Origin of the sequence: Streptomyces sp. NPDC096310 (assembly GCF_044763125.1) — a bacterium.
Classification (GTDB): Bacteria; Actinomycetota; Actinomycetes; order Streptomycetales; family Streptomycetaceae; genus Streptomyces.
The window spans coordinates 43,491-58,246 of the sequence record NZ_JBIWFO010000004.1; the positions used below are offsets into that span (position 1 = coordinate 43,491).

A 14,756-nucleotide genomic window follows, 5' to 3' on the forward strand; every position below is an offset into this window, starting at 1 on the left:
GGCCATCGCGCTCGACTCGCCATCATCCGATCAGTTGATGCGCTGGTACGACCGGACGAGAGTGGCAGGAAAACCACATGAGCGTTGTCAGTGGCGGACCGTAGGCTCGCTCTGATGACCGAGACAGACGCACCCGCCACGGACCGGCCCGGGGAACGCCCCGGGGAGCGGTCCTCCTCCGTCCGTTCGCTGCTGCGGCTGTGGCCGTACGTACGACCGGTGCGCAGGCGTCTCGCCATGGCGGCGGTCGTCGCGATAGTGGCCTCGTGCCTGGGGCTGGTGATGCCGCTCGTCCTGAAGTGGATGGTGGACGGCCCGGTGAAGGACCGGGACCCCGGCGGCGTCTGGCTCGGCGCGCTGGCGCTGCTCGCGCTGGGGGTCGCTGAGGCGCTGCTGTTCGGGATGCGGCGGTGGCTGGTGGCCCGGCCGCTGGCGGGGGTCGAGGCGGCGATGCGCGCCGATCTCTACCGCCATCTGCAGCGGCTGCCGGTGGCCTTCCACGACCGGTGGCCCTCGGGCCAGTTGCTGTCGCGCGGCACGACGGACCTGATGCTGCTCCGGATGTTCCTGGCGTTCCCGCTGACCTTCCTGCTGGTCAACGCGACGACGATCCTGGTCGGTTTTGTGATTCTGCTGCTCCAGGACTGGTCGCTGGGGCTGGTGCTGCTGATCCCCGTCGTCCCGCTGGTGATCGTCTGTTCGCTCTTCGAGACGCGGTACTCACTGGTCGCGCGGAAGGCGCAGGACCAGGTCGGTGATCTGACGACGGTGGTCGAGGAGAGCGTGCTCGGCATCCGGATCATCAAGGGGTTCGGCCGCCACCGCAGCCAGGCGCTGGCCTTCCGTGAGCTGGCGCGGCGGCTGCGCGCGACGGAGCTGGGCAAGGCGCGGCTGCTGGCCGGCATCTGGGCCGTGATCATGACCGTTCCCGAGCTGGCCATCGGCGCTGCGCTGGTGCTGGGCACGATCCAGGTGGCGGACGGCGGGCTCTCGGCGGGCACGCTGGTGGCGTTCCTGTCGACGGCGCTGGCGCTGCGCTGGCCGGTGGAGTCGATCGGGTTCCTGCTGGCGATGAGCCAGGAGTCGGCGACGGCGACCGACCGGTACTTCGAGGTGATGGACGTACAGGAGGAAGCGGAGGCGCAGGAGGCTGAGGCTCAGGAGTCGGCGGCGCAGGGGTCGGCGGCCGGGGTCCTCGCGGCGGACCCGGGCGGGGCCGGGGGCGGGCTGCGCTTCGAGGGGGTCTCGTTCCGCTACCCCGACGCCGCCGCCGACTCCGTGCCCGTCCTGGACCGGATCGATCTGCACATCAGATCCGGCGAGACTATGGCGCTGGTCGGCGCCACGGGGTCGGGCAAGACGACGCTGACCGCGCTCGTACCCCGGCTGCACGAGGCGACGGCGGGGCGGATCACCCTGGACGGGCAGGACATCACGGAGCTGCCCAGGTGGCGGCTGCGGGAGCTGGTGTCCGTGGCCTTCGAGGAGCCCACGCTCTTCTCGGCCACCGTCGGGGAGAACGTGCTGATGGGCGCGGCGGACGCCGGGGAGGACGCACTGCCGCGCGCACTGGACGTGGCACAGGCCGACTTCGTCGAGGCACTGCCGCACGGGGCGCGGACCGAGGTGGGCGAGCAGGGCCACAGCCTCTCCGGCGGCCAGCGCCAACGGCTCGCACTGGCCAGGGCGGTGGCCGGCCGGCCGCGCTTCCTGGTCCTGGACGACCCGCTCTCCGCGCTGGACGTGCACACCGAGGCGCGGGTGGAGGCGGCGCTGCGGCGCGTGCTGCGGGGGACGACCGCGCTGGTCGTGGCGCACCGGCCGTCGACCGTGCTGCTCGCCGACCGGGTGGCGCTGATCTCCGGGGGCCGGATCACCGCCGTGGGGACACATCAGGAGCTGCTGCGGAGCAGCACGGAGTACGCGTGGCTGATGTCGGGGGCCTCGGAACCCGTGCCGGAGCCCGTTGAGGAGAGTGTCCGATGACGACGTCGACCACGACGGACGCGCACGGCCCGGAGCCGGAGCGGAAGGCGGAGTGGGAAGCGGGCGCCGTCCGGTCCGTGTCACAGGATCAGGCCGGGGCGCCGCCGGCACCGGCGTCGCCGGCCCGGCTCGTATCCGGTCCGCCCGGCCCGGACGACGGAGCGGTCACGGAAGACGGTCCCGGCCCGGACGACGGCCCAGGCCCGGACGGCCCCTTCGGGAAGGACGCGCTGCCCGCGCCCCCGGGCGCCACCGGCGCACTGCTGCGGTCCTTGCTGCGGCCGCGGCGTACGCGGGTGGCGGTGGCCGCGCTGCTCCTGCTGCTCCAGCAGGCCGCGATGCAGGCCGGGCCGCTGATCGTCGCGTACGCCATCGACCGGGGCGTGCCGGCGTTCCGCGACGGGGAGTACGGGCCGCTGTACGCGGTCGGGGCGGGCTATCTGATCTGCTCGGTGGGGTCGGGCGCCCTCCAGTACGCGTTCATCCGGGCCGCCGCCCGGATCAACCAGGACGTGCTCCTGGATCTGCGCGGCCGGATCTTCCGCCACGCCCAGGCGCTGAGCGTGGACTTCCACGAGCGGTACACGTCGGGGCGGCTGATCTCCCGGTCGACGACGGATGTGGAGTCGCTGCGCGAGCTGCTGAGCGAGGGCCTTCAGGAACTCATCGGCGTGGTGCTGGCCTTCGTCTACATCTCGGCGATGCTGCTCTATCTGGACCTGGGGCTCGGCGCGCTGGCGGTGGCGTCCTTCGTACCGCTGTATCTGCTGGTACGGCTCTACCAGCGGCGGGCCGCCCTGGCCTACTCCCGGCGCTCCACCGCGATCGCGGCCGTCATCGTGAAGTTCGCGGAGACGATGAACGGCATCCGGCCGGTGCAGGCGTTCCGCCGCGAGCGGGCCAACGACGCGGACTTCCGGGCGCTCAACCACCGTCATGAGCGGAGCAACGGCGACGCGATCCTGGAGATGGCCCGCTATGTGACGGGCTCCCGGCTCGTCGCGAACACGGCTGTCGCCGGGATCGTCCTCTGGGGCGCGTACCGGGTGGCGGCGGGTTCCCTGCCGCTCGGGGTGCTCGCGGCGGCGGCGCTCTATCTGCGGCGGCTGTACGACCCGATCGACCGGCTCGGGATGTTCCTCAACTCGTACCAGTCGGCCGCGGCCTCCATGGAGAAGATCGCGGGTCTGCTGGCCCAGACGCCGTCCGTGCCCGAGGCGGCGCGGCCGAGGGAGCTGCCCGCGACGGAGAGCGGATTCCCCGGCCGGGCGGCCGTCTTCGAGGGGGTGCGTTTCGCGTACCGCACGGGCGGCGAGGTGCTGCCCCGCTTCGATCTGACCATCCCGGCGGGCCAGACGGTCGCGGTCGTCGGCACGACGGGCGCGGGCAAGTCAACCCTGGCGAAGCTGCTGGCCCGGTTCTACGACCCGACGGAGGGCCGGATCCTGCTGGACGGGGTGGACCTGCGCGAGCTGGACACGCCGGAGCTGCGGCGCGGGGTGGTGATGGTGACCCAGGAGGCGTTCCTCTTCTCCGGTACGGTCGCGGAGAACATCGCCATCGGCCGCCCGGACGCCGGCCGCGCGGAGATCGAGGCGGCGGCGAAGGCGATCGGCGCGCACGACTTCATCAGCGGCCTGCCGGACGGCTACGACACGGACGTACGGAAACGGGGCGGCCGGATCTCGGCGGGCCAGCGCCAGTTGGTCGCGTTCGCCCGCGCGCTGCTCGCGGACCCTGCGGTGCTGATCCTGGACGAGGCGACCAGTTCGCTGGACATCCCGGGCGAGCGGGCGGTGCAGCGCGCGATGGACACGGTGCTGGGCGCCCGTACGGCGGTGGTCATCGCCCACCGGCTGTCGACGGTCGAGATCGCGGACCGGGTCCTGGTGATGGAGCACGGCCGTATCGTCGAGGACGGCGCCCCGGCCGACCTGATCGCGGGCACGGGCCGCTTCGCGGGTCTCCACCGCGCGTGGCGCGACAGCCTGGCGTGAGCACGGCGGGGATCGACCCGGTGGACCGCCCGCCAGGATGTCAGTCACTGCCCTCGCGTACGATCGGGGCATGAGCCGATGGGAGCCCAACGCGCGCGGGCGGATCGAAGAGGCCGCGCTGGAGCTCTACGGCGAGCGCGGCTTCGAGCAGACGACCGTGGCGGAGATCGCCAAGCGGGCGGGGCTCACGGAGCGGACGTTCTTCCGGCACTACGCCGACAAGCGCGAGGTCCTGTTCGCGGGCTCGCGCGCGCTGGAACAGTTCATCGTGGACGCCCTCACCCGGATCCCCGACTCCACCGCGCCGATCGACGCGGTCGGCACCGCGCTCGAAGCCACCGCGGACCTCTTCCGGGAGCGGCGCCCCCACTCGCTGCGACGCCAGGCCGTCATCGCCGCCCACCCCGAACTCCAGGAACGCGAGCTGATCAAACTCGCGTCCCTCTCCGCCGCGCTCGCCGAGACGCTCCGCCGGCGCGGCGTCGGTGACCCGGCCGCGAGCCTGACGGCCGAGGCGGGCACCGCCGTCTTCAAGGTCGCCTTCGAACGCTGGATCGGCGGAAGCGGCCACCAGGACCTCTCGGAGCTCATCCGGGACTCCCTGGCCGAACTGAAAGCCGTCACCGCGGGCGCCCGGCCGGACTGACCCCGCAGGAACCGCGCTCCCCTCCGCGGGGGTTCAGCGCCGGGGCTCGCCCCCGGTGGCCGCCGCGGCCAGGTCCCGTACCTCGGGCGGCAGTTCCGCGTCATGGGCCAGCCGGGCCAGGGCGTGAGCGCCGTGGTGTCGTCGACCATCAGGCCGCACCACCGCAGCACCTGCTGCGCGATCCAGGCGGAGATACGTCGGGTCCACCGCGCCGTGAAGTCCGTGGTGTCCAGGCCCGCCCGCGCGCACCGCGCCTCGGCCTCGGCCATCCGCTCCCGGGTCACATCGCACGCGTACGGCATGAGGGACAGGGACGCGTACGCGACGAGCCCGATCACCCGGCCGTCGACCGCATCCGCCGTGAGGGCGCTCAGCAGCACCCCGAGCCCGCCGAACAGCGTCGCGCCCAAGAGGAAATACGCCAGAACCCGCACCGTCACGAGTTGCCTGGGCATGGGCCGTCGTACGGCCCCTGTCCCTGCCTCCGCGCCGGCCCCCGTACCCGCCAAAGACATGTCAGACCTCAAACCGCCCCGGAATGGAGGGCCGTTCATGGTGGCGTGCGTCGCCCCACCCCCGTTCTGGCGAGGGTAACGGTCGCGTCATGGGCCCAAGGGCCCAATCCAGGGTCCAGTCGACCGGATCGGGCCAACCGGATCCAGACAGGATGAATATCGAAATTTTGCCAAACCGGGAAAGACTCCGGTGTGTCGCGTTACCAACACTTGGGGTTCTGCAAATCTTCTCCCGACATCCCCACCCATTCCGTCCCGGAATCCGTCGCGGAATGAATCGCCGGAACGTGTTCCGGACAGAGGAGAACCATGCGCTACGGCAACGCCCTGCGAGAAGCGGTCCAATCGCCTCGCACGACACCGCTCATCGGAATTTACGACATGTACTCGGCCTCCATCGCGGCCCAGCACTACAACGGTTTCTTCGTCTCCGGATTCGGGTTCGCAGCCTCGCACTACGGGCTCCCCGACATCGGATACATCGCGTGGCCCGACATGGTGGCCTTCGCCGAACGGCTGCGGCTGGCCTTCCCCAGGCACCACATGCTGGTGGACATCGACGACGGCTATGTGGACCCCGAGGTCGCCTGCCACGTCGTGCAGCGGCTGGAGCGCGCCGGGGCGTCCGGAGTGATCCTGGAGGACCAGAAGCGGCCCAGGCGCTGTGGGCACGCGGACGGCAAGCTGATCCTGCCCCTGGAGGAGTACCTGGCCAAACTGGACCTGGTGCTGCGAAGCCGGGAGGACCTGCTCGTGGTGGCCCGTACGGACGCCACGGAGGAGGCGGAGATCGTACGGCGGGCCGAGGCGCTCGCGGAGACCGACGCGGACGTCGTCCTCGTCGACGGGGTGCGCAGCGTGGAGTGGATCCGGAAGATCCGTTCCGTCGTCGGCGACAAGCCGCTGCTGTTCAACCAGATCGCGGGCGGCAAATCACCACGGCTCTCGCTCACCGAACTGTCGGAACTCGGCGTCGATGTCGCCATCTACAGCACGCCGTGTCTTTTCGCCGCGCACGGTGCGATCGACAGCGCGCTCATCGATCTGAAGATGGAGGACGGGCGGCTGCCCGACACCCGGGAGACCGGCGCCATCGGAGTGAAGGGCGCCACCGAACTGCTGGAGAAGAACATCAGCAGACATCACGATCTCCAGAATTCCGTACCGGTTCCCGTCACCGTCTGAGCGGGGCTGCCGAAACTCGTGTCGCCGAACCTTTTCCGGGCCGGCACCGGCCGGCACCGGAGCACCACCGGTACACCCCGCCGGACGCTCGGCTCCACTGCGGGCGTCGTCGCTGTCGCGAGCGCGAGCATCCTGTGCGGCGGCTCCGTCGCCCAGGCCGACGACGACGAGGCACCGACGTCCGGCCCTGTCGCCGGACGGAACGTCGGGCTCGTCGTGATCGACAACTCCCATGCCGATTCCTGGCTGGAGGTCGACCGCACGCTCAACACACTGATCAGCAGCAAGGGGACGGCGGGGAGCGACCACGACGGGGGCGGCGGCGCGATCGACGTACGGACCGGGGACACCGGCACAGCCCCGGCCCCGGCTCCGGCTCCGGCACCCGCACCGGCAGCGGCACCCGCACCCGCTCCGGCGCCCGCGTCGGACCAGGCCGCGCCGCCCCCCGCACCCGCCACCGCGTCGGACCAGGCCGCGTCTCCCCCGGCGGCCCAGTCCCCTCCCCCCGCACCGGCCCCCGCACGGGCCGCCGCACCCGCACCCTCCCTGCTCGGATGGATCCCGCAGATCGGCCACCCCCCGTGGCAAGGCGACGACGGCGAAGGTGATTGATGTGACACAGGAGTCCCGGCCGATGTCCTGGCCGGGCCGGCTGAGGAAGGCGGTCGACCCCTATGTGGCCGCCCTCCTCGGTACGGTCGTCCTCGCGGCCCTGCTGCCCGCGACCGGTGGCGCCGCCGTGGCCGTCGGGAGCACCGCCGATCTCGCCATCGGACTGCTCTTCTTCCTGTACGGAGCGCGGCTCTCCACCCGCGAGGCCCTGGACGGCCTGCGCCGGTGGAAGCTCCATCTCGTCGTGGGCGCCAGCACGTTCGCGCTCTTCCCGCTGCTCGGTGTGGCCGCGGGCGGCGTCGTACCGTATCTGCTCAGCGAGCAGCTCCACACCGGTCTCCTCTTCCTCTGTGTCGTCCCCTCCACCGTCCAGTCCTCGATCGCGCTGACCTCCACCGCCCGGGGCAATGTGCCGGCCGCCATCTGCGCGGGTACGTACTCCAGCCTGGCCGGGATGGTCGCCACGCCGCTGCTCGCCGCAGGGCTGATCGGCTCCACCGCCGGCTTCTCGGCGGACCGACTGCTCGCCATCGCCGTCCAGTTGCTGCTGCCGTTCCTCGCCGGGCAGGCGCTGCGGCGCTGGATCGGAGGGTTCGTGGGGCGCCACAAGAAGGGGCTCGCCCTGCTGGACCGCGGCTCCATCCTGCTCGTCGTCTACACCGCCTTCAGCCGGGGCATGGCCGAGAACATCTGGCAGCAGATCACTCCGGCGCGGCTGACCGGCCTGGTGAGTGTGGTGGCCGCCCTGCTGGCGCTGGCGCTCGCGACGACGGCGTTCGCGGCGCGGCGGCTCGGCTTCGGCCGGGAGGACCGGATCGCCATCGTCTTCTGCGGCTCCAACAAGAGCCTCGCGACGGGGCTGCCCATGGCGGCGGTGCTGTTCGGGGCGGCGGCCGGACCGGTGATCCTGCCGTTGATGCTCTACCACCAGTTGCAGTTGATGGTGTGCGCGGTCATCGCGTCCCGCTGGGCCCGGCGGGCCCCGGAGCCGGTGGAGGCGACCGGGAGGACGGAGCTGCCGGAGTCCGCGCCGTCCGTTCCCCTGTCCCGGCCGGCCGCGCGGAGTACGGCGGTCTGAGCCGGGAGCCCCGCGGGCGCCCCGGCGGCACATCGGGAACACGCCACACTGCGACCGGACCCGGGCGGGCGACCGCCCCGGTCCGGTTGACGTCCTGTTCACACGGCCATGTCCGGACGAACGCCTGGCCACGGCGCCCCGATGATCGGCGAAACGTCCGCTTAACGAACAGGCAATTTCGGGCAGCGGACGAATTTTGGCCAACTTTTTGACGCGCTCCTGACAGAGACGCGTCGCTGCTGCGACTCTTCCCCCGTTCTCCGCACCACCGAGCCCGACCGAGCGTCAGCAGGCTCGGCCCAGCCCCGCCCAGCTCCGCGTGCACTGTCCGGGTGTCCCACCGAGCCGCCCGGTCCCCCCTCGCAGAAGGAGTTCGCGTGAGACCCACGCACAGACCCCGCCGGCGCGCCACCGCCACCGGCGCACTGATCGCCGCAGCAGCCCTTCTCACCGTCGGCGTGCAGGCCGGCACCGCCGTGGCGCAGCCGGACAGCGCGCCCGCGGCGCCGGTCGCAGGCAAGGCCGACCCCGGGGCGCTGCCGCGCTCGCTCTCCCCCGCCCAGCGCGCCGCGCTGCTGCGCGACGCCGACGCGGCCAAGGCGGAGACCGCCGGGGAACTCGGCCTCGGCGCCCAGGAGAAGCTGGTCGTACGCGATGTCGTCCAGGACGTCGACGGGACCACGCACACCCGGTACGAGCGCACCTACCGGGGGCTGCCGGTCCTCGGCGGTGACCTGGTCGTCGCCACGTCCAAGGCGGGCGCGACGCGTTCGGTGAGCAAGGCGTCCAAGGCCGCGCTCACGAAGATCGCCACCACGGCGGAGGTGGCGCCCGCGGCCGCCGAGAAGCAGGCGCTCGGCGCCGCCGCCGCGGAGGGTTCGAAGAAGACCGAGGCCGAGCACGCGCCGCGCCAGGTGGTGTGGATGGCGCAGGGCTCCCCGACGCTCGCCTACGAGACGGTGGTCGGCGGCCTCCAGCACGACGGCACCCCGAACGAGCTGCACGTCGTCACCGACGCCGCCTCCGGCGAGAAGCTGTACGAGTGGCAGGCCGTCAGGAACGGTGTGGGCAACTCCCAGTACAGCGGCCAGGTCACCCTCGGCTCCACCGCGTCGGGCTCGACGTACAACCTCACCGACGGGGGCCGCGGCAACCACCGTACGTACAACCTGAACCGCGGTACGTCGGGCACCGGGACGCTCTTCTCCAACTCCACCGACGTCTGGGGCAACGGGCTGCCGGCCAACCTGGAGACGGCGGGCGCCGACGCCGCCTACGGCGCGGCCGAGACCTGGGACTACTTCAAGAACGTGCACGGCCGCACCGGCATCAAGGGTGACGGCGTCGGCGCGTACTCCCGCGTCCACTACAGCAGCGGCTACGTCAACGCCTTCTGGCAGGACTCCTGCTTCTGCATGACGTACGGGGACGGCTCGGGCAATGCCAAGCCGCTGACCTCCATCGACGTGGCCGCCCACGAGATGTCCCACGGCGTCACCGCCGCCACGGCCGGCCTGGTCTACAGCGGCGAGTCCGGCGGTCTGAACGAGGCCACCTCCGACATCTTCGCGGCGGCCGTCGAGTTCTACTCGAACACCGCGAGCGACCCGGGCGACTACCTCGTCGGCGAGAAGATCGACATCAACGGCAACGGCACGCCGCTCCGTTACATGGACAAGCCGAGCAAGGACGGCGCCTCCAAGGACTACTGGTACTCCGGCATCGGCGGAGTCGACGTCCACTACTCCTCGGGCCCGGCGAACCACTTCTTCTACCTGCTCTCCGAGGGCAGCGGCGCCAAGACGATCAACGGGGTCTCGTACGACTCCCCGACCTCCGACGGGCTGCCGGTGACCGGCATCGGCCGGGAGAAGGCCGAGCAGATCTGGTTCAAGGCGCTCGCCACGAAGTTCACCACCACGACGAACTACGCGGCGGCCCGTACCGGCACGCTCGCGGTCGCCGGTGAGCTGTACGGCACGACCAGCGCCGAGTACACGGCCGTGCAGAACGCGTGGGCCGGCATCGCCGTCGGTCCCCGCCCGGGCGGCGGCGGCACCGGCCAGGCCTTCGAGTCCACGACGGCGGTCGCCATCCCGGACAACGGCGCGGCGATCACCTCGCCGCTCGTCGTCTCGGGCGTCACCGGCAACGCCCCGTCCTCCCTCCAGGTCGACGTGAACATCACGCACACCTGGCGCGGTGACCTGGTCGTCGACCTGGTGGGCCCGAGCGGTACCTCGTACCGGCTGAAGGCGTCGAGCAGCGGCGACTCGGCGGACAACGTGATCGAGACGTACTACGTCAACGCCTCGTCCGAGGTGGCCAACGGCACCTGGACGCTGAAGGTCCAGGATGTCGCGTCGCAGGACACGGGCCGGCTCAACAGCTTCAAGCTCACCTTCTGAGCCGTCGCCGTACCACCGGAAGCCGCCCGGGGCGCTCCTGCCCCGGGCGGCTTCACGCGCTCCCGCCGGGCCCGGGGTCATGCCTGCCGCGCCGCCGCCGGCGAGCCGCGGCTCCACCTGCCTGCCCGGCAGCCGCAGGTGAGCCGGTGTACGGTACACGGTGGCCATCGGCCGGCGGACCTCTCGAACCACTCCGTTCCGCTCGGCCCCTCGCGCCCCGTCGGCAGGAGCAGCACATGACCACCATCACCTACGACGACGTCAAGCAGGCCGTGGACCGGGTCGGCGGGCACGTACGCCCCGTGTCCCTGGCACCGGTGGACCCCGGTGGGCGGACCTGGCTGGCGCTGGAGCACCTTCAGTACACCGGCAGCTTCAAGGCGCGCGGCGCGCAGAACTTCCTGCGCGCCCACCGCGCCGGCGGCACCCTGCCGGACGCGGGCGTGACCATCGCCTCGGGCGGCAACGCCGGGCTCGCCTGCGCGTGGGCGGCGCGGCAGCAGGGCGTACGGGCGACGGTCTTCCTGCCGGAGACGGCCCCGCCGGTGAAGGTGGACCGCCTCCGGTCGTACGGCGCTGATGTGCGGCTGGCCGGGACCACCTACGGGGAGGCGCTGGCGGCGTGCGAGGAGTTCGGCGCCACGACGGGCGCCCTGTCCTCGCACGCGTACGACCATCCGCTGATCGCCGCCGGCGCGGGCACCCTGATGGAGGAGATCCACGAGCGGCTCCCCGAACTGGACACGGTGGTGGTGTCGGTGGGCGGCGGCGGCCTGTTCACGGGCGTCGCCACCGCCGCACTCCACCACGGCGTACGGGTCGTCGCCGTCGAGCCGGAGCACTGCCGCGCCCTGAACGCGGCGCTGGAGGCGGGCCGGGTGGTGGATGTCCCGGTCGACTCGGTCGCGGCCGACTCGCTGGGCGCCTCCCGCGCCTCCGCCATGGCCCTGGACACCGCCGGGCGGGAGGGGGTGCGCTCGGTCCTGGTCACGGACGCCGCGATCACGGCGGCCCGCGAGGCGCTGTGGCAGGACCACCGCATCGCGGTGGAGCACGCGGCGTCGACGGCGTCGGCCGCCCTCACCTCCGGACAGGAGGACGGGGGTTACGGCTATCGGCCCGCGCGGGGCGAGCGGGTGTGCGTGGTGCTGTGCGGCGCCAACACCGACCTCCGCTCGCTGGCCCCGGCCTCCTGACCTTCTCGTGCGGGTCGCTCGCGTGCGCGGCGGCGGCTCAGCGCAGCAGGACGCCCGCGCCCTCCCCGGTCGCCTCCGTCGGCAGCGCCACCAGCCCCAGGTCCGCGCTGGTGGCGAGCAGCGGGTGGGCGGGCAGGACACGGACGGTGTAGCCGTACGGGCCCGTACGGTCCAGGGCGAGCGGGCCCTCGTACACCCAGCGGCCGTCCAGGTCGGGGCCGCCCGCCGGTTTGAGCGGGAAGGCCCGCGCGTCCACGAGCGCGTCGTCCGAGCCGACCCGGCCCGCGACGGCCTGCACCTCGACGTCGTCGGGCCGGAGTTCGCCGAGGCCGACGCTCACCCGGAGGGTGAGGGTGGAGCCCAGCTCCGTGCTGCCCCCGGCGCCGGTGGCCGCCACCGCCTCCACATGGTCGACGGAGACGTACGGCCAGAGCGTGCGCGTGCGGTACTTCCAGGCGGCCAGTTCGGCGGCCCGGCCGGGGTCGAGCGAGCGGTGGGCGCGGGCGGCCGGGGCGTAGAGCCGCTCCACGTACTCGCGCACCATCCGCCCCGCGAGCACCTTCGGCCCCAGGGTGACCAGGGTGCGCCGGACCATCTCGATCCAGCGGTCCGGCAGTCCGTCGGCGCCCCGGTCGTAGAAGCGCGGTGCGATGCGGTCCTCGATGAGTTCGTAGAGGGCGCCGGCCTCCAGGTCGTCCCTGCGGTTCTCGTCGGCGGTCCCGGTGTCGGCGGTGGGAATCGCCCAGCCGAAGTCGGGCTCGAACCACTCGTCCCACCAGCCGTCCAGGACCGACAGGTTGAGACAGCCGTTGAGCGCGGCCTTCATGCCGCTGGTGCCGCACGCCTCCAGCGGGCGGAGCGGGTTGTTGAGCCAGACGTCGCAGCCGGGGTAGAGCTTCTGCGCCATGCCCATGCCGTAGTCGGGCAGGAAGACGATGCGGTGGCGTACGCGCGGGTCGTCGGAGAACCGCACCAGCTCCCGCACCAGCCGCTTCCCGCCGTCGTCCGCCGGGTGCGCCTTGCCCGCGACGACGATCTGGATCGGCCGCTCGGGATGGAGCAGCAGCTCCGTGAGCCGGTCCCGGTCGCGCAGCATCAGGGTGAGGCGCTTGTACGAGGGGACACGGCGGGCGAAGCCGATGGTCAGGACGTCGGGGTCGAGGACGCCGTCGATCCAGCCCAGTTCGGCGTCCTCGGCGCCGCGCAGCCGCCAGGAGGCGTGCAGCCGCCGGCGCACCTCGGTCACGAGCCGGCCGCGCAGCGCGCGCCGTACGTCCCAGAGCTCGGCGGCGGGGGTGCCCGCGAAGTCGGTAAGGCCGCTGGGATCCGGCCGGCCGGCGCCGTCCCGCCGGGTGCCGAGGCGGGCCACCTCGGGCGCGGTCCAGGTCGGTGCGTGCACCCCGTTGGTGACGGAGACGATGGGCACCTCCTCCGGGTCGAAGCCCGGCCAGAGTCCGGCGAACATCCTGCGGCTGACGGCGCCGTGCAGGGTGGAGACGCCGTTGGCGCGCTGGGCGAGCCGCAGCCCCATGACCGCCATGTTGAAGAGGTCGCTCTCGCCGCCGGGGTAGCTCTCCATGCCGAGTCCGAGGACCCGTTCGACGGGCACGCCGGGCAGTTCGCCGTCGTCGCCGAAGTGACGGGCGACCAGCTCGCGGTCGAAGCGGTCGATGCCGGCCGGGACGGGGGTGTGCGTGGTGAAGACGGTACCGGCGCGCACCGCCTCCAGCGCGGCCTCGAACCCCATCGCCGTACCGGACTCCGTACCGGAGAGGGCCTCGGCCGGGGTGCTGACGAGTTCGCGGATGCGCTCCAGGCCGAGGAAGCCCGCGTGCCCCTCGTTGGTGTGGAACACCTCGGGCGCGGGGTGGCCGGTGAGCCGGCAGTAGGTACGCAGCGCGCGGACGCCGCCGATGCCGAGCAGCATCTCCTGGAGGAGCCGGTGTTCGCTGCCGCCGCCGTAGAGCCGGTCGGTGACATCGCGTTCGCCGGGGCCGTTCTCCTCGACGTCCGAGTCGAGGAGCAGCAGCGGTACGCGTCCGACTTGGGCCTGCCAGACGCAGGCGCGCAGGGTGCGGTGGCCCGGCAGGGCGAGGCTGACCCGGGCCGCGGTGCCGTCCGGCTCGCGCAGCAGGGTCAGCGGCAGCTCGTTGGGGTCGAGGACCGGGTACTGCTCCTGCTGCCAGCCGTCCCGTGAGAGCGACTGGCGGAAGTAGCCGTGCCGGTAGAGCAGGCCGACGCCGATGAGCGGTACGCCGAGGTCGCTGGCGGCCTTGAGATGGTCACCGGCGAGGATGCCGAGGCCGCCGGAGTACTGCGGCAGTGCGGCCGTGACCCCGAACTCCGGCGAGAAGTAGCCAATGGCGGCGGGCAACTCCGCGCCCCCTCTCGCGCCCCCCTCCGCGCCGCGGTCCGCTCCCGCGCCACCGGTGTCACCGTTGTGCTCCTGGTACCACCGCGCACCGCGCAGATAGGTGTCGAGATCGGCGGCCGCGGCGGTGAGCCGGTCGAGGAAGGCGGGGTCGGCCGCCAGCTCCGTGAGGCGCGCCGCGGAGACTCCGCCCAGCAGCCGTACGGGGTCGGCGCCCGCCGCGCGCCACCCGTCGGGGTCGACGGACTCGAAGAGTTCGCGGGTCTCGGTATGCCAGGACCAGCGCAGATTACGGGCGAGGTCGCTGAGCGGTTGGAGGGGTTCGGGCAGGACGGGGCGGACGGTGAACCGACGGATTGCCTTCACGTGTTCCACCTTCGCAACCGGGGGGCGGACAGCCGGACAGCAGAAGAGCCGGGGCGGACGCACCCTCGGTGCGCCCGCCTCTCCTCGAAGGTAGCCCTACCCCGACGGGCGGGGCCACGGCGCACTCGTGACGGTGAATGCACTCCATTCGCTCCCTCCCCGGTGGTTTCCCCCGTTGTTCCGTCGGTGATATCGGGAATGTGGTGGCGCAGGCGCCGTACGGACATCGGACCGTTCCGTGGCCGCGACACGCGCCACCGCCCGTATCGGCCGAAACCCACCCCCTCGCGGCATGCATGGCGCGACCCGGCCGGAGTAGGAGGAGTTAACACACCGCTGGATTACCGCACCGAAACCGGTGGGAAGGCTCCAGCGGTACCTACCGCACACGAG

The 14,756-nt window shown here is 72.4% G+C and carries 10 protein-coding genes; 8 read left to right on the forward strand and 2 right to left on the reverse strand.

Annotated elements, in window-relative coordinates:
• Positions 1-114 precede the first annotated feature (114 nt).
• The 3 genes from ACIQ7D_RS11280 (at position 115) to ACIQ7D_RS11290 (ending at position 4,629) form a co-directional block, all read left to right on the forward strand.
• Entirely contained in the window at positions 115-1,986 is a 1,872-nt protein-coding gene (locus tag ACIQ7D_RS11280; RefSeq protein ID WP_403936186.1) for an ABC transporter ATP-binding protein, read from the forward strand.
• Positions 1,983-3,983 carry an ABC transporter ATP-binding protein gene (locus ACIQ7D_RS11285; RefSeq protein ID WP_403936187.1) on the forward strand — a complete coding sequence of 667 codons (2,001 nt, stop codon included), beginning with the start codon at positions 1,983-1,985 and terminating at the stop codon, positions 3,981-3,983. Before ACIQ7D_RS11280 ends, ACIQ7D_RS11285 begins: the two co-directional genes overlap by 4 nt.
• A 70-nt stretch (positions 3,984-4,053) precedes the next feature.
• Positions 4,054-4,629: a TetR family transcriptional regulator gene (locus tag ACIQ7D_RS11290; protein WP_403936189.1), complete on the forward strand. Its 576-nt coding sequence runs from the start codon at positions 4,054-4,056 to the stop codon at positions 4,627-4,629.
• 33 nt (positions 4,630-4,662) lie between these two features.
• On the opposite strand, the gene ACIQ7D_RS11295 is transcribed toward ACIQ7D_RS11290, so the two are convergent.
• Positions 4,663-4,788, reverse strand: a complete 126-nt coding sequence (locus ACIQ7D_RS11295; RefSeq protein ID WP_403936191.1) for a hypothetical protein — start codon at positions 4,786-4,788, stop codon at positions 4,663-4,665.
• 665 nt (positions 4,789-5,453) lie between these two features.
• Between ACIQ7D_RS11295 and ACIQ7D_RS11300 the strand changes: the two genes are divergently transcribed.
• The 5 genes from ACIQ7D_RS11300 to ACIQ7D_RS11320 all read left to right on the forward strand — a co-directional run bounded on the left by ACIQ7D_RS11300 (position 5,454) and on the right by ACIQ7D_RS11320 (position 11,626).
• On the forward strand, positions 5,454-6,329 hold the full coding sequence (locus tag ACIQ7D_RS11300) for an oxaloacetate decarboxylase (protein ID WP_403936193.1): 876 nt from the start codon (positions 5,454-5,456) through the stop codon (positions 6,327-6,329).
• An 18-nt stretch (positions 6,330-6,347) separates the two neighbouring features.
• Complete coding sequence (locus ACIQ7D_RS11305) at positions 6,348-6,944, forward strand: hypothetical protein (RefSeq protein ID WP_403936195.1); 597 nt, start codon at positions 6,348-6,350, stop codon at positions 6,942-6,944.
• 22 nt (positions 6,945-6,966) lie between these two features.
• Positions 6,967-8,022, forward strand: a complete 1,056-nt coding sequence (locus ACIQ7D_RS11310) for a bile acid:sodium symporter family protein (protein ID WP_403936947.1) — start codon at positions 6,967-6,969, stop codon at positions 8,020-8,022.
• A 377-nt stretch (positions 8,023-8,399) separates the two neighbouring features.
• On the forward strand, positions 8,400-10,430 hold the full coding sequence (locus ACIQ7D_RS11315) for a M4 family metallopeptidase (RefSeq protein WP_403936197.1): 2,031 nt from the start codon (positions 8,400-8,402) through the stop codon (positions 10,428-10,430).
• Positions 10,431-10,666: 236 nt separating this feature from the next.
• The gene (locus ACIQ7D_RS11320; RefSeq protein ID WP_403936199.1) at positions 10,667-11,626 is read left to right on the forward strand and encodes a threonine/serine dehydratase; all 960 of its coding nucleotides are present in this window, start codon (positions 10,667-10,669) and stop codon (positions 11,624-11,626) included.
• A gap of 37 nt (positions 11,627-11,663) precedes the next feature.
• Here the strand turns inward: ACIQ7D_RS11320 and glgP are convergent, their stop codons facing one another.
• Positions 11,664-14,363, reverse strand: coding sequence for an alpha-glucan family phosphorylase (gene glgP / locus ACIQ7D_RS11325; protein ID WP_403936201.1), 2,700 nt, complete (start codon positions 14,361-14,363; stop codon positions 11,664-11,666).
• Positions 14,364-14,756 lie beyond the last annotated feature (393 nt).